This window comes from Cognatishimia sp. SS12, assembly GCF_028369055.1.
Taxonomy (GTDB): Bacteria; Pseudomonadota; Alphaproteobacteria; order Rhodobacterales; family Rhodobacteraceae; genus Cognatishimia.
In genome coordinates this window covers 253,344-272,949 of sequence record NZ_JAQNCZ010000001.1, presented here as the reverse complement: position 1 = coordinate 272,949, position 19,606 = coordinate 253,344, and the positions used below count along the sequence as shown (strand labels likewise).

The following is a 19,606-nucleotide window of genomic DNA, read 5'->3' as shown; positions in this document are numbered from 1 at the left end:
TCCTCCTGCGTCGCAGGATAGCACAAGGTCACGCGATTTTCTGCCCGCTCAATCGCCGGCGAGCGCCAGCAGCTTTTCACAGCTGTTCAGATTACGCGCGGTGATCACATCTACCTTAAGATGGGTTTCCAATTTCGCCGCTGCACGCGAGCGCCCCATGCCATTCGGCGTCGCCAGATAAAGCACGTGGCCGCGCCGTTCAAAGACCTCGCCTGATGTACAGTCCGCGCGCAGGCCCTCGGCGTCCAGTGCGATCGTGCCCCCGAGAAAATAGAGATGCAGCTGCTTTTTGTCCGCCACCTCAAAGGGTGCTTCGGCCAGCGCGGTGCGCAGCTCATCCGGGCGCAGGGCCAGGGCCGGTGGGCAAAAGCCAAAATGACGCTCAATCAGGTCCGCGATCTGCCTGCAGAGCGCATCACGCTCCTGCGTGCTGTCCAGAACGATATTGCCGGACTGAATATATGTTTTTACGCCGGAATATCCGGCGTTAGCCAAATGCTGACGCAGCGCCGCCATCGGCAGTTTGCCGTGTCCGCCCACGTTGACCCCGCGCAGCAATATGATCCAGCGCGCCATCGTCTAGCCTGCGTCCGTGCGACCGCGCCGGTCATTGCGCAGCGCGGCGTAAAGCACATGGGTCCGCCAACGGCCATTGATCTGCAGATAGCTCTGCGCGACACCCTCGTATTTGAAGCCTGATTTTTCGAGAACGCCGCGGCTCGCGGTATTCTCCGGCAGGCAGGCGGCTTCGATACGGCTCAGCTGCAGCCGGTGGAAAGCGTGATGCACAAGCGCCTCAATCGCTTCGCGCATGTACCCCTGCCGCGCGTATTGCTGCCCAACCCAATACCCGAGAGTGCCCGCCTGCGCAGGGCCCCGGCGAATATTGTCCAGCGTGATCGCCCCCAATAGGCGCTCTGAGTCGCGTTCAACCAGAAACAGCGGCACCGCGTTGCCTGCCGAGATGCTGCGCTGCGCCCAGTAGACGCGGTTGGTAAAGTTCTTGCGGCTCAGATGGTCGTGCGCCCAAGACGGCTCCCACGGGGTCAGAAAATCTGCAGATTGCTCGCGCAACCACGCCCAACTGCGAAAATCCGCGTGCACCGGCGGGCGCAGGGTCAGGCGTTCGGTTTCAATACGGATTCTCTTGCGGGTCAGCAGCATCAGGCAGCGCGGCGCTCCTCAAGTTTTTGCAGCGCTGGCGCGGTCGCCACAGGACCATAGAGCGCCATAGCGGCGGGCGCGGCGCTGGCCATATGCTCTGCAAAGCGGCGCACATCAGCATCCGTCACCGCGTCAATCTTTTCCACGGTTTCTTCGAGGCTGGGCACGCGATCCCAGATCGACACCATGCGCGCCAAACGCTCAGCGCGGCTCGAGGGGCTTTCCAGCCCCATCAGCATGCCCGCCTTCATCTGCACGCGGGCGCGCTCGATTTCTTTGGCGTTCATATCGCTCGCGGCGCGCTTCATTTCATCAATGGTGATCTCGGCCAGCTCAGCGATTTGCTCACCGGATGTGCCTGCATAGATGGTGGTCATACCGCTGTCAGAATAGGCCCCGGCAGACGCATAAATCGTGTAGCAAAGACCGCGCTTTTCGCGCACTTCCTGAAAGAGCCGCGATGACATGCCGCCCCCCAGCGCAACCGAATAGATCTGCGCGGTGTAAATTTCCGGGCTGCAATAATCCGGGCTTTCAAAGCCCAAAGCAAAATGCGCCTGCTCCAGCGTCTTTTCCTCGCGGCACTCACCGCCCGCAAAGCGCGCGGGCAGGATCGTCGCCGGGGCACCCGGTGCCATATCGCCAAACATGGCTTCAGCGAGTTTGACAATCGCGTCGTGATCCACGCCGCCTGCTGCCGCCAGCACCATGCGTTCGGGCGCATAATGGCGCTCGGTGAAGGCCTGCAGATCCGCGCGAGAGAAATTCTGCACCCGTTCTTCCGGGCCCAAAATCGTCCGGCCCATCGGCTGATCCGGATAGGCGCGTTCCTGCAGCCAGTCAAAGATCACGTCATCGGGCGTATCCAGCGCCTGGCCAATCTCTTGCAGGATCACGCCGCGCTCAATCTCGATCTCTTTGAGGTCAAACACCGGGTTGCGCAGAATGTCGGAAATCACATCCAGCGCCAGTGGCACATCACCCTTGAGCACCCGCGCGTAATAGGCCGTGACCTCGCGGCTGGTATAGGCGTTGATATAGCCGCCCACGTCCTCGATCGCCTCGGCGATCTGCAACGCATTGCGCCGCTTGGTGCCCTTAAAGGCCATATGCTCAAGAAAATGCGCGATGCCATTTTCCTGCGGTGTTTCGTGGCGGCCACCGGCTGTGACCCAAACGCCAACAGAGGCGGATTGCAGACCGGGCATATGCTCGGTCACAATGCGAAAGCCGTTTGGCAGGGTATGTTGTTTAACGGTCAACGGGATGCGATCCGATCTTTGATGAGGGTTTGCAGCAGTGCCAGCTGGTTGGGCACCTTGCAGATGCGTTCCTCGCGTTGCATGGCGTCGGCCATATGAGGCGGCAGATCCGGGTAGGCCCCGGTGGCCGCGACCACCGCGTCGGGGAATTTCGCCGGATGGGCGGTGGCCAGTGTGATCATCGGCACGTCTGACAGGTGTTCATTGGCGACCTTCACGCCCACCGCTGTATGCGGGCATAGCGTTTCGCCAGACGATGTAAATTCTGCGGTGATCGTCGCGCTGGTTTCTTCCTCGGAGGCGCGGCCCGAGGCAAAAGTGTCGCGCAGCATCTCAAGCGCGCCCTGGCTGATCTTGAACGACCCGTCTTGCAAATCTTCCATCAGCTTGGCAACCGCCTCGCCATCGCGCTCATAGGCGTAAAACAGCGCGCGTTCAAAGTTTGAAGACACCTGAATATCCATCGACGGGCTGATCGACGGTTTGACACCCTCTTTGGTGTAGCTGCCGGTGGTCAGCGTGCGGTGTAGAATGTCATTCTGATTGGTGGCAATCACCAGCTTGTCGATGGGCAGGCCCATCTGTTTGGCAATGAACCCCGCAAAGATATCGCCAAAGTTGCCGGTTGGCACCGTAAAGCTGACCTTGCGCGCCGGTGCACCCAGCGCGGTGGCCGCGCTGAAGTAATACACCACCTGGGCCAGAACACGCGCCCAGTTGATCGAATTGACCCCGGCAAGTTTCACACCGTCGCGGAACTCGAAATCGTTGAACATATCCTTCAGGCGCGCCTGGCAGTCGTCAAAATCCCCGTCCAGCGCCAGCGCATGCACATTGCTGTCATCGGGTGTGGTCATCTGCTTGCGCTGAATGTCCGAGGTGCGCCCTTCTGGGTAGAGAATAAAGACATCGACGTTATCAAGACCACGGAAAGCTTCGATGGCCGCCGATCCAGTATCGCCTGAGGTCGCGCCCACAATTGTGACGCGCTCTTTGCGGCGCTCAAGTTCAAACTGAAAGAGCTGGCCGATCAGCTGCATGGCGAAATCTTTGAACGCCAGCGTCGGGCCGTGGAACAGCTCAAGCAAGTAGTGATTGGGCGCAAGCTGCACCAAAGGCGCACGCGCGGCATGGCGGAAGCCCGCATAGGCGCGCGCGATGATGCCTTTGAATTCTTCATCCGTGAAGCTTTCGCCCACAAAGGGCTTCATCACCCGAAAGGCAATGTCCTCATAAGGCAGCCCCGCCAGCGCGGCGATTTCGTCATGCGACAGGGTTGGGATTTTCTTGGGCAGATACAGCCCGCCGTCACGGGCAAGCCCGGTCAGCATGGCTTCGGCAAAGCTCAGTTCCGGCGCGTTGCCGCGGGTAGAGATATATTTCACAGCTCTCAGACCTTTTCTCGTATGCGCATCCGGCGCAGGTAATACAGTGTCATGGCAACCCAGACCAGCGCCAAGCCGAACCAGGTGACTGCATATTGCAGGTGATCATTTGGAATGCCCGCAGACGTCACCGGCATTGGGGTCACATCGGGGCGTGTTTCATCAGTCGCGCGCGCCACAATCAGCACGGGTTCTGTGCCCAGCTTGGCGGCCATCTCGGGCACTTCGCGCGCAAACCAGATATTGGCTGCGGTGTCTGCATCTGGGGTAAAGCCGTCGCGCTCATCGGGCCAATGCAGGTTTCCGGTGACGGTGGTCGCCACTTCGGGGCGCGGCGTGTCTTTTGCCTCGGGTTTGATCCAGCCACGATCAAGCAGCAGACGACGGCCATCTGCGGTTTCAAAGGCGGCAATGACGCGATAGATCGCGCCAGTTTGCTTGCTGGAGGCCAAAACGTGGATTTCGTCAGTGGTGATCAACCCGCTGGCCACCACCGGCAGATATTGGTCGCGCGCGACATCAGGCGATGCGGGCACAGCCACGGGGGCATCTGTCATGCGGGCATTGATGTCGGCCAGCACACCTTCTTTCCAGGCAAGACGCTGGACCTGCCAGCTGCCCAGCCACAGCAGGATCGCCGTGCCCAGAATGCCAAAGAACAATGGAAGGATCAGTCGCTGCACAAAGTGCCCTTTAACGTCAAAAGCCGCGGCGATGTCACGCCGCGACTTGCTATAATCTCATTCCTGCGAAAGGACAAACCCCTTCGGCTTATTGGCCCCAGATGTAGACCGCTGCAAAGAGGAACAGCCAGACCACATCCACAAAGTGCCAGTACCAGGCCGCCGCTTCGAAACCGACGTGTTTTTCCTGGGTAAAGTGACCGCGCATCAGGCGCAGCAGGCAAACAAACAGGAAGATGGTGCCGATGATCACATGCGCACCGTGAAAGCCGGTCGCCATGAAGAAGTTGGCCGCATAGATGTTGCCAGAGAAGCCAAAGGCCGCGTGGCTGTATTCATAGGCCTGGAACACGGTGAAGATCACACCCAGAGCGATGGCAATAATCAGGCCCCATTTGGTGTCTTCGCGGTTGTTTTCATGTGCCAGCGCGTGGTGCGCCCAGGTCGCCGCGCAGCCAGAGCAGAGCAGGATCAGCGTGTTGATCAGCGGCAGGTGCCAAGGATCAAAGGTTTCGATACCCACGGGCGGGAAAACGCCGTCCACCATGGGGCTGTCTGGACCCATCGGGAAAATCGCGTGTTTGAAGAAGCTCCAGAACCAGGCCGCGAAGAACATGACTTCGGACATGATGAACAGGATAAAGCCATAGCGCAGGCCGAGTTGCACAACCGGGGTGTGATCGCCGACATTGCTTTCGGCGACAACATCAGCCCACCAGCCGAACATGACGTACAGCACGCCGACGAGGCCGATCAGGAACATCCAAGGTCCGGCATCATGGAACATCAGAACCGCACCAAAGAGCATGAAGAAGCCCGCAACCGCGCCCAGGAACGGCCACCAGGATGGGGTCAGAATGTGATAATCGTGATTTTTAGCGTGCGCCATAGAGTCTTATCCCTCGTTGGAGGATGGGTTTTCGTTCGTTTCTACGGCTTTGACAGTATCGGTCAAGGCCGCGGTGTCTTCGGGGAGATCAATTTCATAGAACGTATAGCTCAGGGTGATCTCTTTTACATATTTCGCGTCGCGATCTTCGACGAGTTCAGGATCGACAAAGAAGGTCACAGGCATCTGAACGGTCTCGCCGGGTTGCAGCACCTGTTCGGTAAAGCAAAAGCAGTCGATCTTGGAAAAGAAGCCGCCCGCTTCATAGGGGGCCACATTATAGCTCGCCTGCCCGGCAATCGGACGGCTTGTTGGGTTGTGCGCCTCATAGAAGGCCAACCCGGTTTCACCAATCTTCAGGCGCATTTCATGTTGCACGGGCTTAAAGTCCCACATCATGTCGCGCGCCTTTGAGGCGTCAAACTTGACGGTGATATATTGATCCAGCACCTCATCCGCGCCGGCGTCCGCCTCTTGCGTGATGCCGCCAAAGCCGGTGACACGGCAGAACCAATCGTAAAATGGCACCGAGGCATAGGCCAGCGAGCCCATCAGAACAACCACGCCACCCAGTTTCAGAACGGTTTTGGTATTCTTGTCCATGCTCATGACGCTGATTGCCCCACCGCTTGCGGGGCGAAATCGCCGCGCGTGACTTTGACAACGGTCAGACCGAGCAGCAGCACAACGAAGGCCACGAGTACCAGCGCCACACCGACATTGCGGCCAAAGCGACGCTTGTGAAGTTCATGCTCTACGCGAAACCCCATATTACCAGCCTCCCAGGCCATAAGGCGCAAGCGCCGCTTCAGCCAAGATCGCACCAAAGTGCAGAAAGAGATACAGCAGCGACAGCGCAAAAAAGCTTTTCTCGCGCTTGTGGTTGTCCGCTTCGCAGTCGGCGTCACTGCGCCGCCAGATCGACACCGCGCCAAGCACAAAGAGCGCGTTCAGCACCAGCGCCACAGTCAGATAGATCAAGCCACCGACCGAGGTGAAGCCAATGCCAATCGCAATCGCCGCCAACAGCAGGGTGTAAACCAGAATGTGCTTGCGGGTCGAGGCGCGCCCATGGGTCACGTGCAGCATCGGCACACCCGCGTCGCGATAATCAGATTTCATGAACAGGCACAGCGCCCAGAAATGCGGCGGGGTCCACATGAAGATCAAGGTGAACATCAGAACGCTTTCAACCGAAATGCCACCCGTCACAGCCGCCCAGCCAATCATCGGAGGGAAGGCCCCTGCCGCGCCACCGATTACGATGTTCTGCGGGGTCCAGCGTTTCAGCCACATGGTATAGATCACCACGTAGAAAAAGATCGTAAAGGCCAGCAGCGCCGCCGCCACCAGATTGGTCGCCAGCCCGAGCATCACAACCGACATCACCGACAGGGCCATGCCGATGGCAAAGGCCTCTTCGCGGGTCACTTTGCCCGATGGGATGGGGCGCGATTTGGTGCGGCTCATCACCTGATCAATATCGCTGTCATACCACATGTTCAGCGCGCCGGATGCGCCGCCGCCAATAGCAATGAACAGGATGGCGCAAAACGCCTCGATCGGGTGCAACCCGCCCGGCGCGGCCAAGAGGCCGACCATGGCCGTGAACACCACCAGAGACATCACCCGCGGCTTCAGAAGCGCGAAGTAATCCCCAAAGGAGGCCTCCTGCTGCTGGGATTGCGTATGAATGCTGGCGTCGGTCATGGTGGGTCCTTGATGTGGGGGCCGATGCCCCCGTCTGTCAGATCAGCTGGGCAGGGCACCCTGGGTGCCACTGCCCGTCTTTCTCAGCCGGATCAGTTGGAAGCGACCTGATAGGCAGTTGGCACAGCGTTGCCTGCAGCCAGTTCTTCAGCGGCGGATTCGGTCCAGGCCTGGAAGGCTTCTTTGCTGACAACTTCCACAGTGATCGGCATATAGGCGTGGTCTTTACCGCAAAGCTCAGAGCACTGGCCAAAGTAAACGCCTTCTTTTTCGGCTTTAAACCACAGCTGCGCCAAACGGCCAGGCACGGCGTCCTGCTTTACGCCAAAGGCCGGGATGGTCCAGGAATGGATCACGTCGCTTGCGGTGATGCCCATGACAACGACAGTGTCTACAGGCACAACAACACGGGTGTCGGTCGCGAGCAGGAATTCATCGTCGTTATAGCCCGCGCGCTGCAGTTTGGCACGCATTGCATCATCCAGAACGTAAGGGGTTACATTCTCGTCACCCTCACCGATGGAGGCAGGCTGACCGATCATGTAGCTGTCAAATTCAAGCTCTTGCTCTGGGTATTCATAGGACCAGTACCACTGGTGGCCGGTGACTTTGATGTAAAGCTCGCCCTCAGGGATTTCCTGGTTCTTGAACAGAACCGGCAGCGAGAACGCCCCGATCACCAGCAGGATCACGATTGGCAGCACCGTCCACGCAATTTCAAGCGGCGTGTTGTGGGTAAAACTTGCAGGCTTTGGGTTGGCACGGCGGTTGTAACGCACGATGCAGATCAGCAGCAGCGCTGCAACGAAAGCCACAATAATAAAGATGATCACGTTGATCAGGTTGTCCAGCGACTGGATGTCGCGAGACAGTTCGGTCGCGGCAGGCTGAAAGCCCAGCCCCTTGTCGACTGGTTTTCCGAGGTGCTCAGCGCTTTGAGCAATGGCAGGAAGGGCGGAAAAGGCTGCCCAGAGTCCCATGAGGGTCGAAAGAATTCGCATGTATCACCCTGATCGGTTGCGTATTTTGGTCGTCTATTCGGGGGGAAATTCGCCCAGAGGACGGAATCCCGTTGTTTTGTCGGTGCTATGAACCATATTCTGGCGCGCAGATAAAGGAATATGCTTGCGTCAAACAGACGCTTTTTTGATTTATCTCAAAAACACTCAGCCAGGAGCGTGCTATGCAGAGCAAATTTGACCCTTTTGAGACCGCGCTGGATGAAGCGCGCGCCCTTACGCTGTTGCGCGAAGCGACCCGAGGGGCTGAAGATGGCGAGTTGTTTCTGGAGCGCCGCCGCGCGGAAGCGCTGCACTTTGATGACGGTCGCCTGAAGACCGCCAGCTATGATGCCTCCGAAGGATTCGGTCTGCGCGCGGTCAACGGCGAGGTCGCAGGCTATGCGCATTCCACCGAGATTTCCGAATCTGCGCTGAAGCGCGCGGTTGAAACTGCGCGGCTCGCCGTGGGCCAAGGCGGCGGCACATTGGCAGAACCACCGCGCGCCACCAATCAGCGGCTTTATACCGATGCCGACCCGATCGGCGGCACGGATTTTCCCGTGAAGATCGACACGCTGCGCGAAATCGACGCCTTTGCCCGCGATCTGGACCCGCGCGTTGTACAGGTCAGCGCCTCGCTGGCGGCGTCGATGCAAGAAGTGGTGATCCTGCGTCCGGATGGCACCCGCATTATGGACACCCGCCCCATGACGCGGGTCAATGTCTCGGTGATCATCGAGCAAGATGGCCGCCGCGAAAGCGGCAGCGCCGGCGGCGGGGGCCGTGTCGGTCTGGATGGGCTGATTGACCCGAAAGACTGGCAGGACAAAGCCCGCGAAGCGCTGCGGATCGCCAAGGTGAACCTTGACGCTGTGCCCGCCCCTGCGGGGCAAATGGATATCGTGCTTGGCCCGGGCTGGCCAGGTATTTTGCTGCACGAGGCTGTGGGCCATGGGCTTGAGGGCGATTTCAACCGCAAAGGCAGCAGCAATTTCACTGGCAAGATTGGCCAGCAGGTCGCCAGCAAGGGGGTGACGGTGATTGACGATGGCACCATCCCGGATCGCCGAGGCTCCATCACGGTGGATGACGAAGGCACCCCTTCGGGCAAAACCACGCTGATCGAAGACGGCATACTGGTCGGCTATATGCAAGACCGTCAGAATGCGCGGCTGATGGGCGTAGCCCCCACCGGCAATGGGCGGCGGCAAAGCTATGCCCATGCGCCGATGCCGCGCATGACCAATACCTATATGGCGGGCGGCGACAGTGATCCGGCGGATCTGATTGCCTCGCTCAAAGACGGGCTTTATGCGGTCGGCTTTGGCGGCGGCCAGGTCGATATTACCAACGGTAAATTCGTCTTTTCCTGCACCGAAGCCTACCGGGTTGAAAACGGCAAGATCGGCGCGGCGGTCAAAGGCGCAACCTTGATTGGCGACGGGGCCACCGCGATGATGCAAATCCGTGGGCTGGGCAATGACATGGCGCTTGACCCCGGCATGGGCAATTGCGGCAAGGCAGGCCAATGGGTCCCCGTTGGCGTGGGCCAGCCAACTGTGCTCATGGGCGGGCTGACCGTGGGCGGCTCTGCGGCCTGATCGGTTTCACCGCCGGTTAAGACTTCGGCCCGATACTGCGCTGGCACGAAACGGAGCTGCCAGCCATGTCGGGCCAAAATCAAGCCGCCACATCACCGGCCAGCCCGGGCACCCCCGCCGGGGCGGAGGTCTTCACTTGGTTGCAAATCATGCGCTCGCGCCGGATCGGGCCACGCACCTTTCATCGCCTGCGCGCTGAACATGACAGCGCCGCATCCGCCCTGGCGGCCCTGCCGCAGATCGCGGCGGCGGCGGGGGTAAACGATTATGCTCCCTGCCCGGTGGATGTGGTCAAACGCGAGTGTGCCGCGGCGCGCGTCGCTGGCGCGCGGCTCTTGTTTATTGCTGATCCACGCTATCCTTCGGCGCTACGCGATCTGCCGGATGCGCCACCGTTCCTTTGGGCACAGGGCGATCTGAGCCTGCTCACCCGTCCGGCGATTGCGCTGGTGGGCGCGCGCAATGCCTCGGCCCTCGGCCGCCGTACCGCGAGCGCCATGGCGCAGGAACTTGGCGCGGCGGGCCATGTCGTGGTCAGCGGATTGGCGCGCGGCATCGATGCGGCGGCACACCGCGCTGCGCTGGACAGCGGCACAATTGCGGTGGTCGCCGGTGGTGTTGATATCGACTACCCGGCGGAAAACGCCAATCTGGCGGCAGACATACGCACGCGAGGCCTTATCCTGTCCGAACAGCCCATGGGTATGCACCCGCGCGCCCGACATTTTCCGGCGCGCAACCGGCTGATCTCGGGGCTGGGCGCGGCCGTCGTTGTGGTTGAGGCCGCAGCAAAGTCTGGCTCGCTTATTACAGCAGAGAATGCCTTGGCGCAGGGGCGCGAGGTGCTGGTGGTGCCGGGCCATCCCTTTGATGGGCGCGCGGCGGGCTGCAACATGCTGATCCGCGATGGGGCCACGCTGGTGCGCAGCGGCGAGGATGTGATTGAGGCGCTGCAAAACCCCTTAGCGCCGGCCTCTGCCATTGCCCCTGACCCGGACCCTAACCCGAAAGGCCGTGCCTTGCCCGAGGTGCCCAGCACCACTGCGCGCGACCTTGCGCAGCTGCACCGAAAGATCCTGTCGCACCTTGGCCCCTCACCGATTGCCGAAGACCAATTGCTGCGCGATCTCAATCTGCCGACACGGGAGGTCACTGCCGCCCTGGTCGACATGGAGCTGAACGGCCAGATCGCACGTCGCGCCGGGGGCCTCTTGTCGCGCAACTAAGTGGCAGTTCGCCCTAAAACTTCCATATGAAATTTTCCTATCATTGACATTCCCCCCTTTCACCCCACATTTTTGCCCGCCATAAGACCGACCGTATTGAGTCGAAGGGAAATTGAATGCCAGTTGTTGTCGTAGAGTCTCCGGCGAAAGCCAAAACGATCAATAAATACTTGGGCTCTGACTACACTGTGCTCGCGTCCTACGGACATATTCGCGACCTGCCATCCAAGGATGGGTCTGTGGACACCGACAATGATTTTGCCATGACCTGGGAGGTGGATACAAAATCCCGCCCGCATGTCAAAGCCATTGCCGATGCGCTGAAAGACGACAACGAACTGATCCTCGCGACCGACCCCGATCGCGAAGGAGAAGCGATTTCCTGGCACCTCGAAGAAGCGCTGCGCAAACGCCGCGCCATCAAGAAAGACACACCGGTGTCGCGCGTGGTCTTTAACGCCATCACCAAAGCAGCCGTCACCGAAGCGATGAAAAACCCGCGTCAGGTGGACGAGCCGCTGGTCGAGGCCTATCTGGCACGCCGCGCGCTGGATTATCTGGTGGGTTTTAAACTGTCGCCGGTGCTCTGGCGCAAACTGCCCGGTGCCCGCTCTGCCGGTCGTGTGCAATCGGTCTGCCTGCGGCTGATCGTTGAACGCGAGATGGAGATCGAGGCGTTTAATGCGCAAGAATATTGGTCTGTGCGCGCGCTGCTGCAAACCCCGCGCGGCAAGGATTTCGAAGCGCGTCTGACCGTGCTTGGCGGTGAAAAGCTCGACAAGATGTCGTTGAAAGACAGCACCGCCGCCGAACTTGCCGTGCAGGCGGTCACTTCCCGCGATCTTTACGTAAAATCGGTTGAAGCCAAACCCGCAAGCCGCAACCCCTCGGCCCCCTTTATGACATCGACTTTGCAGCAGGAAGCCAGCCGTAAATTCGGCATGGGCGCGCGTCAATGTATGAATGCGGCGCAGCGCCTCTATGAGGCGGGCTATATCACCTATATGCGGACCGACGGCATCGATATGGCCCCCGAAGCGGTCAGCGCGGCGCGCGACGCGATCGCCGACCGCTATGGCGCGGAATATGTGCCCAGCAGCCCGCGCATCTATAAGAACAAAGCCAAGAACGCCCAAGAGGCGCACGAATGTATTCGCCCCACTGAAATGTCGCGCGATACCAGCCAGCTGAAGGTGACCGAAGACGATCAGCGCAAGCTTTATGATCTGATCTGGAAACGCACGCTCGCCTGTCAGATGGAAGGGGCCCGGATGGAGCGCACCACCGTCGACATCGCCTCGCGCGATGATCAGGTAGAGCTGCGCGCCACAGGACAGGTTGTGCTGTTTGACGGTTTTCTGCGGGTCTACGAAGAAGGTCGCGATGATGTCGCGCAGGATGACGACGACAAGCGCCTGCCGCAAATCAGCCAGGGCGAAGCGATCGTCTTTGCCAAAACAGGTCTGGCGGCGCAATACGCCAAGGCCGCCGATCAGCAAGATGCTGTGGTTGAAAGCAGCGGCATGCAGCGCGCGGACTCGGCCATCCTGTCGGAAAACGCCGGCGTGCTGGCCCTGCAGCACCACACGCAGCCCCCGCCCAGATATACCGAGGCAACTCTGGTCAAGCGTATGGAAGAGCTGGGCATTGGCCGTCCTTCGACCTATGCCTCGGTGATCACCACCATCCAAGATCGTGAATACGTCCGCAAAGACAAGAACCGGCTGTTCCCCGAGGAAAAAGGCCGCATTGTTACGATCTTCTTGATGAATTTCTTCCGCAAATATGTCGGCTATGAATTCACCGCTGATCTGGAAACCAGCCTCGATGACGTCTCGGCGGGGGATCTGGATTACAAAGAGGTGCTCAACACATTCTGGCGTGACTTCTCGGCGGCCATTGCCGAAACCAGCGACCTGCGGGTTTCTGAAGTGCTGGACAAGCTGGACGCGGCCCTTGCCCCACAGCTTTATCCGCCCCGCGAAGATGGCTCAGATCCACGGATCTGCCCCAAGTGCGGCACCGGGCAATTGCACCTGAAAACCTCGCGCACCGGCGGTTTTGTCGGCTGCGGCAACTATCCTGAATGCCGCTATACCCGCCCGCTGAATGGCGACACCGATGATACCGGCGATATGGAGCTGGGTGAGGACAATGGCGATACGATCTTTATGCGAAAAGGGCGCTTTGGCCCCTATGTGCAGCGCGGTGAAGTCACCGAAGAGAACAAGAAACCGCCCCGCGCCAGCATCCCGAAAAACTGGGATGCCGCTGAGTTGACGCTGGAACAGGCGCTGAAGCTGCTGAACCTGCCGCGCGAAATTGGCCAGCACCCGGATGGTGGCGTGATTTCCGCCAACTTCGGGCGCTTTGGCCCCTACCTCATGCACAAGCTGCCGGATGAGGAAAAACCGGTCTATGCCAATCTGAAAACACAGGACGAAGTGTTTGAAATCGGTATGAACCTTGCGGTTGAGATGATCACCGAAAAGCGCAACAACCCCGGCCGTGGCCGCCGCGCCGCCGCCAAGCCACTGCGTGAGTTGGGTGAGCACCCGGATGGCGGGGCCATGAACGTCATGGATGGGCGCTATGGTCCGTATGTCAAATGGGAAAAGGTCAACGCCACCCTGCCCAAAGGGGTCGAGCCCACCGACCTGACCGTCGAGATGGCCGTTGAGCTGGTGAATGAGAAAGCCGCCAAGACCGGCAAAGGCAAAAAGAAACCCGCCGCCAAAAAGAAAGCGGCCCCCAAGAAAACCGCCGCCAAGAAAAAGACCGCAACGAGCGAGTAAACTTTTGAGCGCGCAAAGATTGGCCGGGCCTAGCGCCCGGCCATTATTGCTTTATCCCTCGCGGCGGGCCAACATCAGCTGCAAGCGCTTGATTTCACGGATCACGCGATCTGCTTGCATCTGCGGCATCAGGCTCAGCTTGAGCTGCGTGGCCATCAACAGCAGAACACCCCCCGTCAGCCCCGATTTCACTGCTGTCAGCGCATCAGTCGCATTGTAAAACCGGATCAGGAAAATCACTGCGGCAATGAACATCGCGCTTTGCACGATCATGATCACCCAAGTGACCCAGCCGAGTTTACCGCTGAATTGCTTCAGCCCCAGCTTGAACCAGCCAAGCTCTGCGGTTCCCTCCAAAATATCGCGATCCTGCCCCGACAGGGCCGCCCGGATCATCTGATCAAGGTCACGCTCCGTGTCCTGTGTCATGATAGGCTCCTTTCAAACTTTCTCTCAGCCGCTCCCGCGCATGCGAGAGCCGGGATTTCACCGTGCCCAGCGGCACATCCATTGCCACAGCCACTTCGGCCAGGCTCATGTCTTCCAGATAAAACAGTGCCACCGCCGCGCCTTGCGCCGCTGGCAGATCCGCGATCGCGCGGCGCACTGCGGCCTGATCGTCGACCATAGGCGCTGCGGCGAAATCCGTCAGTGGCGCCAGATCTTGTGCGATGCGGCGGTTGCGTTGGTTGCCTGAAATGATCCGCGCACAGCGCCGGGTGACAATGCGCGTCGCCCAGGCGGCAAAGGCCGCATCAACGCGCAATTTGCTGATATCGCGCAGAATCTCCACCCAGGCGTCTTGCACGGCATCCTGCGCCTCGTCGCGGTTGCCCAGCAGCCGCGTGGCGTGCACCAGCAGGCGCGGCCCCCGCAGCCGCACAAGATCAGCGATGGCCGCACGGTCATTCAGCCGCGCGCCCGCCACCAGATATTCCTCCAAGGCGCGGCGTTTCTCTGTCATGGGCTCCACTTTGCTCTGTTTCATAAGTATAGTGCAGCCTGCGCGCGCAAAAGTTCATTTGCAGCGCAAAAAAATCGCCACATCATTGGACCGTAGAAATACCGGAGCCTTGCAGGATCATTGACTTGAGGGCCGCTGCCCCTGATATCTTGCCCAATCCGAATTTAGGGAGTTCTCCATGAAAAAAGTCTATGCAAATGCGGCGGAGGCGCTTGAGGGGGTCTTGCATGACGGCATGTTCATTGCGTCGGGCGGCTTTGGCCTCTGCGGCATTCCAGAGCTGCTGCTGTCAGCCATCAAAGACGCTGGCACCAAGGATCTGACCTTTGCGTCCAACAACGCAGGTGTGGATGATTTTGGCATCGGCATCCTGCTGCAAACCCGTCAGGTCAAAAAGATGATTTCATCTTACGTCGGTGAAAACGCGGAATTCATGCGTCAATATCTGTCTGGTGAACTGGAACTGGAGTTCAACCCGCAGGGCACATTGGCCGAGCGGATGCGCGCTGGCGGCGCTGGTATTCCCGGTTTTTACACAAAAACCGGCGTTGGCACCGTGATTGCCGAAGGCAAAGACCATAAAGAGTTCCCAACCGGCCCTGATGGCGCGATGGAAACCTATATTATGGAAGAGGGCATCTTCGCCGACTTGGCCATCGTCAAAGCCTGGAAAGCCGATGAGACCGGCAACCTGATTTTCCGCAAAACCGCGCGCAACTTCAACGTGCCCGCAGCGACCTGCGGCAAGATCTGCATCGCCGAAGTCGAAGAGATCGTGCCCACCGGCTCGCTTGACGCCGATGCGATCCATCTGCCTGGTATCTACGTGCATCGCCTGATCAAGGGCGACCATGAAAAGCGCATTGAGCAGCGCACAACCCGTCAGCGGAAGGAGGCCTGATATGCCATGGGATCGTAATCAAATGGCCGCCCGCGCGGCGCAAGAGCTGCAAGACGGCTGGTATGTGAACCTGGGCATCGGCATTCCAACGCTGGTCTCCAACTATATCCCCGAGGGCATCGAAGTGACGCTGCAGTCGGAAAACGGCATGCTCGGCATGGGCCCCTTCCCCTATGAGGGCGAAGAGGACGCGGACCTGATCAACGCAGGCAAGCAGACCATCACAGAACTGCCGCAAACCGCCTATTTTGACAGCGCGACATCCTTTGCGATGATTCGCGGTGGCAAGATTGCCATGGCGATTTTGGGCGCAATGGAAGTGGCCGAGAACGGCGACCTTGCCAACTGGATGATCCCAGGCAAGCTGGTCAAAGGCATGGGCGGCGCGATGGATCTGGTGGCAGGCGTGGGCCGTGTGGTGGTGGTCATGGATCACACCAACAAGCACGGCGACAGCAAAGTGCTGAAAGCCTGCACCCTGCCCCTGACCGGCCAGAGCGTTGTGGACCGTATCATCACCAACCTTGGGGTTCTGGACGTGGTCGAAGGCGGTCTGAAGATTGTCGAACTGGCCGAGGGCGTCAGCGAGGCCGATATGCGCGCCGCCACCGAAGCCACCATCGTTGATTGACTGAGCCGATTGATTGGCAAAACATCGCTAAAGAAAACCCGGCCAATGGCCGGGTTTTTGCGTTTCTGCGGCAGCGTTATTTACAAGGGACCGGATAGGTCAGCTTAAAGGTCTCGGGGCTGATATCTGCCCATTCAGGGCCCATGCAGGTGATTTTTCCGCGTCCCTGGGCCCAGAACCGATGCGGATCAGCAGAGCTGGTGCCAAGCGCGGTGCCTTGATAGATCAGCTCAAAATGCAGATGCGGAAAGCCGCTCGACAAAAAGCCGGTGACGCCAAGCTCGCCCAATTGTTCGCCGCGCTCCAAAACGTCCCCCTGTGCCACCAGACGCTTGTGCAGATGCACATAACGGGTGCGACTGGATTTGCCGCTGGCGTCAGGGGCATGGCGGATCTGCACCTGATTGCCATAGGCTGGCCCCCAGAAAGACCGCTCAACCACACCACCTGCGGCGGCGATCACAGGGGTGCCGATCGGCGCGTGAACATCGATGCCAAAATGCTCGTCAATGCCCTCAAGAGTGCTCACTTCGAGCGTGCCGCGAAATTGCTGTGTGATCGACGGCGCATTCGCCGGCATGTCCAGCACAATCGGCGCCGGATAGGATCGCACGTATCCTGCGGCATAGCCAAAGGTTTTTTCCTCGGCCAAACAGCCGGTGAGCCCGGTGAAGGCGGCAAACGCAATTAAGGTTTTTTGCTTCCAGTAAGTATGTCCCATGACATAAACCCTAGGCCAGCAATGGCGATTTCCCCAAGCGCAAAAATGCGTCACGCCCCCCGCTCCCTTGGCACCGGCGATTAGTTGTGCATGATGCCCCCATGTCGATTTCGGATCTCGCCTTCAAACACGCCCCTATTGGCATCTGCCTGCTTGAAAACCGGGTCATCCGCAGCCCCAATGATGCCTTTGCCGCCATGTTCCAATGCGACCTTGCCGCATGCAAAGGCCGCTCCATCGGCGATTTCTATGCCTCAGAAGAGGATTTTGCCACAATCGGCGCGCGGGTCCGTGAGGCAATGGAAACACAGGGGGCATATCATGATGAACGCATCATGCGCCGCCTTGATGGCACATTGTTCTGGTGCCGGGTTCGCGGCAAATCCCTGACACCTGATCAGCCGTTTTATTGCGGCGTCTGGACATTCGCCGACCTGTCCGAGGAACGCCCGGTGGTGCAGCTGACCCAGCGCGAACGCGAGGTCGCGATTTTGACCTGCCGCGGTCAGACCTCAAAGGAGATCGGCCTTGCCCTGGATCTGAGCTATCGCACCGTTGAAGAATACCGCGCCCGTCTGCTCAAGAAATTCGGCGCGCGCAAATTGGCAGAGCTGGTGGCAAAACTCTCCGGAATGCCGCTTTGAGCTGTTTGATTTTCGCACTGGGGCGATTTTTCTTGCATAGGGCGTGAATTCGGACCAATTCAGCCGCCAAGCGCCGCTTTTACTTGGGTCAAAATTGCCCTATAAGCGGCCTTTAGGGGTAAACAACCAAACGCGCTGACATATGCGCGACAGAGGACAAGCATGAGCAAAAAAAACCACGACTCTGATGTCGCCTTCATCCAAGCTCTGGCGGAGCTGTTGCAAGCAAATGATCTGACCGAAGTAGAGGTCATGCGGGAATACGCGGACAACGACAGCCTGAACGTGCGCGTCAGCCGCAAGCAAGAGGTGATCACCTCGATGGCTGCCCCAGCGCCTGCGCCTGCCCCGGCAGCACCTGCGGCCCCGGCAGCACCTGCCGCCCCAGCACCGGCAGCTGCTGTGGACGAAGACCCTGCCGGACATCCCGGTGCCGTCACCTCGCCGATGGTGGGCACGGTTTATCTGCAGGCAGAACCCGGTGCGCCAGCGTTCATTTCGGTCGGCCAGCAGGTCTCCGAAGGGGACACATTGCTGATCGTTGAAGCCATGAAAACCATGAACCACATCCCGGCTCCGAAATCTGGCACCGTAAAACGCATCCTGGTCGAAGATGGGGCCACCATCGAATATGGCGCTCCACTGGCCATCATCGAGTAAGGTCAGGGCATGTTTGATAAAATTCTTATTGCCAACCGCGGCGAGATCGCCCTGCGCGTGATCCGCGCCTGCCGCGAAATGGGCATCAAATCCGTGGCGGTGCATTCCACTGCGGATGCTGACGCCATGCATGTGCGCATGGCCGACGAGGCGATCTGCATCGGGCCTGCACCCAGCACGGACAGCTATCTGAATTTCGCCGCCGTCATCGCCGCCTGCGAAGTGACGGGCGCTCAGGCGATCCACCCGGGCTACGGCTTTCTGTCGGAAAACGCGAAATTCGTACAAATCGTCGAAGATCACGACCTGACCTTTATTGGTCCGACCGCTGAACATATCCGCGTGATGGGCGACAAGATCACCGCCAAAGACACGATGAAAGATCTGGGTGTGCCTTGTGTGCCCGGCTCGGACGGCGGCGTGCCAGATCTGGAAACCGCCAAGAAGATTGGCGAAGAGATCGGCTATCCGGTGATCATCAAGGCGACCGCCGGTGGCGGTGGGCGCGGCATGAAGGTGGCGCAGACAGCCAAGGACATGGAAAGCGCGTTCCGCACCGCGCGGGCTGAGGGCAAAGCCGCCTTTGGCAACGACGAGGTGTACATCGAGAAATACCTCACCACCCCGCGCCACATCGAAATTCAAGTGTTTGGCGATGGCAAAGGCAAGGCGGTGCATCTGGGCGAACGCGACTGCTCGCTGCAACGCCGCCACCAAAAGGTTTTTGAAGAGGCCCCCGGCCCCTCCATCACACCAGAAGAACGCGCCAAGATCGGTAAGATCTGTGCCGACGCTGTGGCCAAGATTAACTATATCGGCGCGGGCACAATCGAATTTCTCTATGAAAACGGCGAGTTCTATTTCATCGAGATGAACACCCGACTACAGGTGGAACACCCTGTGACCGAGTCGATTTTTGGTGTGGATCTGGTGCGCGAGCAAATCCGCGTCGCAGCCGGTCTGCCGATGTCCTTTGGACAAGAGGATCTGACCATCAACGGTCACTCGATCGAAGTGCGCATCAACGCAGAACGCCTGCCAAACTTCTCTCCCTGCCCCGGCAAGATCACCCAATATCACGCCCCCGGCGGTCTGGGTGTGCGGATGGACTCGGCGCTCTATGATGGCTATTCCATCCCGCCCTATTACGACAGCCTCATCGGCAAGCTGATCGTGCATGGCCGCGACCGGCAGGAGGCGCTGGCGCGTCTGCACCGCGCTCTGGGAGAGCTGATCGTGGATGGGATCGACACCACCATTCCGCTCTTTCACGCGCTGCTGGAAGAAGGCGACATCCATTCCGGAGAATACAACATTCACTGGCTGGAGAAGTGGCTGGAAGCCACCTACGGCTGATGCCTGGCGGCGC

The 19,606-nt window shown here is 59.4% G+C and carries 21 protein-coding genes; 8 read left to right on the top strand and 13 right to left on the bottom strand.

The annotated features are described in order from the left end of the window. Positions 1 to 48: 48 nt before the first annotated feature. The 10 genes from N6L24_RS01315 to coxB all read right to left on the bottom strand — a co-directional run bounded on the left by N6L24_RS01315 (position 49) and on the right by coxB (position 8,094). The gene (locus N6L24_RS01315) at positions 49 to 576 is read right to left on the bottom strand and encodes a DUF1697 domain-containing protein (RefSeq protein ID WP_271842838.1); all 528 of its coding nucleotides are present in this window, start codon (positions 574 to 576) and stop codon (positions 49 to 51) included. A gap of 3 nt (positions 577 to 579) precedes the next feature. Then, entirely contained in the window at positions 580 to 1,164 is a 585-nt protein-coding gene (locus tag N6L24_RS01310; protein ID WP_271842837.1) for a GNAT family N-acetyltransferase, read from the bottom strand. After that, on the bottom strand, positions 1,164 to 2,426 hold the full coding sequence (locus tag N6L24_RS01305; RefSeq protein ID WP_271842836.1) for a M16 family metallopeptidase: 1,263 nt from the start codon (positions 2,424 to 2,426) through the stop codon (positions 1,164 to 1,166). The genes N6L24_RS01310 and N6L24_RS01305 overlap by 1 nt, the downstream gene beginning before the upstream one ends. Then, positions 2,423 to 3,811, bottom strand: coding sequence for a threonine synthase (thrC, locus tag N6L24_RS01300; RefSeq protein ID WP_271842835.1), 1,389 nt, complete (start codon positions 3,809 to 3,811; stop codon positions 2,423 to 2,425). Before thrC ends, N6L24_RS01305 begins: the two co-directional genes overlap by 4 nt. Before the next feature lie 5 nt (positions 3,812 to 3,816). Further along, the gene (locus N6L24_RS01295; RefSeq protein ID WP_271842834.1) at positions 3,817 to 4,494 is read right to left on the bottom strand and encodes an SURF1 family protein; all 678 of its coding nucleotides are present in this window, start codon (positions 4,492 to 4,494) and stop codon (positions 3,817 to 3,819) included. A gap of 88 nt (positions 4,495 to 4,582) precedes the next feature. Continuing rightward, positions 4,583 to 5,383: a cytochrome c oxidase subunit 3 gene (locus N6L24_RS01290; protein ID WP_271842833.1), complete on the bottom strand. Its 801-nt coding sequence runs from the start codon at positions 5,381 to 5,383 to the stop codon at positions 4,583 to 4,585. Positions 5,384 to 5,389: 6 nt separating this feature from the next. Next, positions 5,390 to 5,992: a cytochrome c oxidase assembly protein gene (locus tag N6L24_RS01285; RefSeq protein WP_271842832.1), complete on the bottom strand. Its 603-nt coding sequence runs from the start codon at positions 5,990 to 5,992 to the stop codon at positions 5,390 to 5,392. Next, a complete protein-coding gene (locus N6L24_RS01280; RefSeq protein ID WP_271842831.1) occupies positions 5,989 to 6,153 on the bottom strand; it encodes a hypothetical protein in 165 nt (54 codons plus the stop codon). Before N6L24_RS01280 ends, N6L24_RS01285 begins: the two co-directional genes overlap by 4 nt. 1 nt (position 6,154) lies before the next feature. Then, positions 6,155 to 7,093: a heme o synthase gene (cyoE, locus tag N6L24_RS01275; RefSeq protein WP_271842830.1), complete on the bottom strand. Its 939-nt coding sequence runs from the start codon at positions 7,091 to 7,093 to the stop codon at positions 6,155 to 6,157. 92 nt (positions 7,094 to 7,185) lie between these two features. Continuing rightward, entirely contained in the window at positions 7,186 to 8,094 is a 909-nt protein-coding gene (gene coxB, locus N6L24_RS01270) for a cytochrome c oxidase subunit II (protein ID WP_271842829.1), read from the bottom strand. A gap of 182 nt (positions 8,095 to 8,276) precedes the next feature. Here coxB and tldD point away from each other — a divergent pair, with 182 nt between their 5' ends. From tldD to topA, 3 genes are all read left to right on the top strand, one after another. Then, positions 8,277 to 9,695, top strand: coding sequence for a metalloprotease TldD (gene tldD / locus N6L24_RS01265; protein ID WP_271842828.1), 1,419 nt, complete (start codon positions 8,277 to 8,279; stop codon positions 9,693 to 9,695). A gap of 65 nt (positions 9,696 to 9,760) precedes the next feature. Then, positions 9,761 to 10,921: a DNA-processing protein DprA gene (gene dprA, locus N6L24_RS01260; protein WP_271842827.1), complete on the top strand. Its 1,161-nt coding sequence runs from the start codon at positions 9,761 to 9,763 to the stop codon at positions 10,919 to 10,921. A gap of 116 nt (positions 10,922 to 11,037) precedes the next feature. Further along, entirely contained in the window at positions 11,038 to 13,716 is a 2,679-nt protein-coding gene (gene topA / locus N6L24_RS01255) for a type I DNA topoisomerase (protein ID WP_271842826.1), read from the top strand. Positions 13,717 to 13,767: 51 nt separating this feature from the next. On the opposite strand, the gene N6L24_RS01250 is transcribed toward topA, so the two are convergent. Together N6L24_RS01250 and N6L24_RS01245 are read right to left on the bottom strand one after the other, a co-directional pair. Then, complete coding sequence (locus tag N6L24_RS01250; protein ID WP_271842825.1) at positions 13,768 to 14,145, bottom strand: DUF6768 family protein; 378 nt, start codon at positions 14,143 to 14,145, stop codon at positions 13,768 to 13,770. Beyond that, the gene (locus tag N6L24_RS01245) at positions 14,123 to 14,680 is read right to left on the bottom strand and encodes an RNA polymerase sigma factor (RefSeq protein WP_271842824.1); all 558 of its coding nucleotides are present in this window, start codon (positions 14,678 to 14,680) and stop codon (positions 14,123 to 14,125) included. Before N6L24_RS01245 ends, N6L24_RS01250 begins: the two co-directional genes overlap by 23 nt. A gap of 178 nt (positions 14,681 to 14,858) precedes the next feature. On the opposite strand from N6L24_RS01245, the gene N6L24_RS01240 reads away from it, so the two are divergent. Both N6L24_RS01240 and N6L24_RS01235 read left to right on the top strand, forming a co-directional pair. Next, positions 14,859 to 15,581: a CoA transferase subunit A gene (locus N6L24_RS01240; RefSeq protein WP_271842823.1), complete on the top strand. Its 723-nt coding sequence runs from the start codon at positions 14,859 to 14,861 to the stop codon at positions 15,579 to 15,581. Position 15,582: 1 nt separating this feature from the next. Continuing rightward, a complete protein-coding gene (locus tag N6L24_RS01235; protein WP_271842822.1) occupies positions 15,583 to 16,212 on the top strand; it encodes a 3-oxoacid CoA-transferase subunit B in 630 nt (209 codons plus the stop codon). A gap of 76 nt (positions 16,213 to 16,288) precedes the next feature. On the opposite strand, the gene N6L24_RS01230 is transcribed toward N6L24_RS01235, so the two are convergent. Beyond that, the gene (locus N6L24_RS01230) at positions 16,289 to 16,933 is read right to left on the bottom strand and encodes a M23 family metallopeptidase (protein ID WP_271842821.1); all 645 of its coding nucleotides are present in this window, start codon (positions 16,931 to 16,933) and stop codon (positions 16,289 to 16,291) included. A 107-nt stretch (positions 16,934 to 17,040) separates the two neighbouring features. On the opposite strand from N6L24_RS01230, the gene N6L24_RS01225 reads away from it, so the two are divergent. The 3 genes from N6L24_RS01225 to accC all read left to right on the top strand — a co-directional run bounded on the left by N6L24_RS01225 (position 17,041) and on the right by accC (position 19,593). Continuing rightward, positions 17,041 to 17,577 (top strand): PAS and helix-turn-helix domain-containing protein, encoded by a 537-nt coding sequence (locus N6L24_RS01225; protein ID WP_271843454.1) that lies wholly within the window; start codon positions 17,041 to 17,043, stop codon positions 17,575 to 17,577. Between the two features lie 162 nt (positions 17,578 to 17,739). Continuing rightward, positions 17,740 to 18,237 (top strand): acetyl-CoA carboxylase biotin carboxyl carrier protein, encoded by a 498-nt coding sequence (accB, locus tag N6L24_RS01220; protein ID WP_271842820.1) that lies wholly within the window; start codon positions 17,740 to 17,742, stop codon positions 18,235 to 18,237. A gap of 9 nt (positions 18,238 to 18,246) precedes the next feature. Continuing rightward, complete coding sequence (accC, locus tag N6L24_RS01215; protein WP_271842819.1) at positions 18,247 to 19,593, top strand: acetyl-CoA carboxylase biotin carboxylase subunit; 1,347 nt, start codon at positions 18,247 to 18,249, stop codon at positions 19,591 to 19,593. Positions 19,594 to 19,606 lie beyond the last annotated feature (13 nt).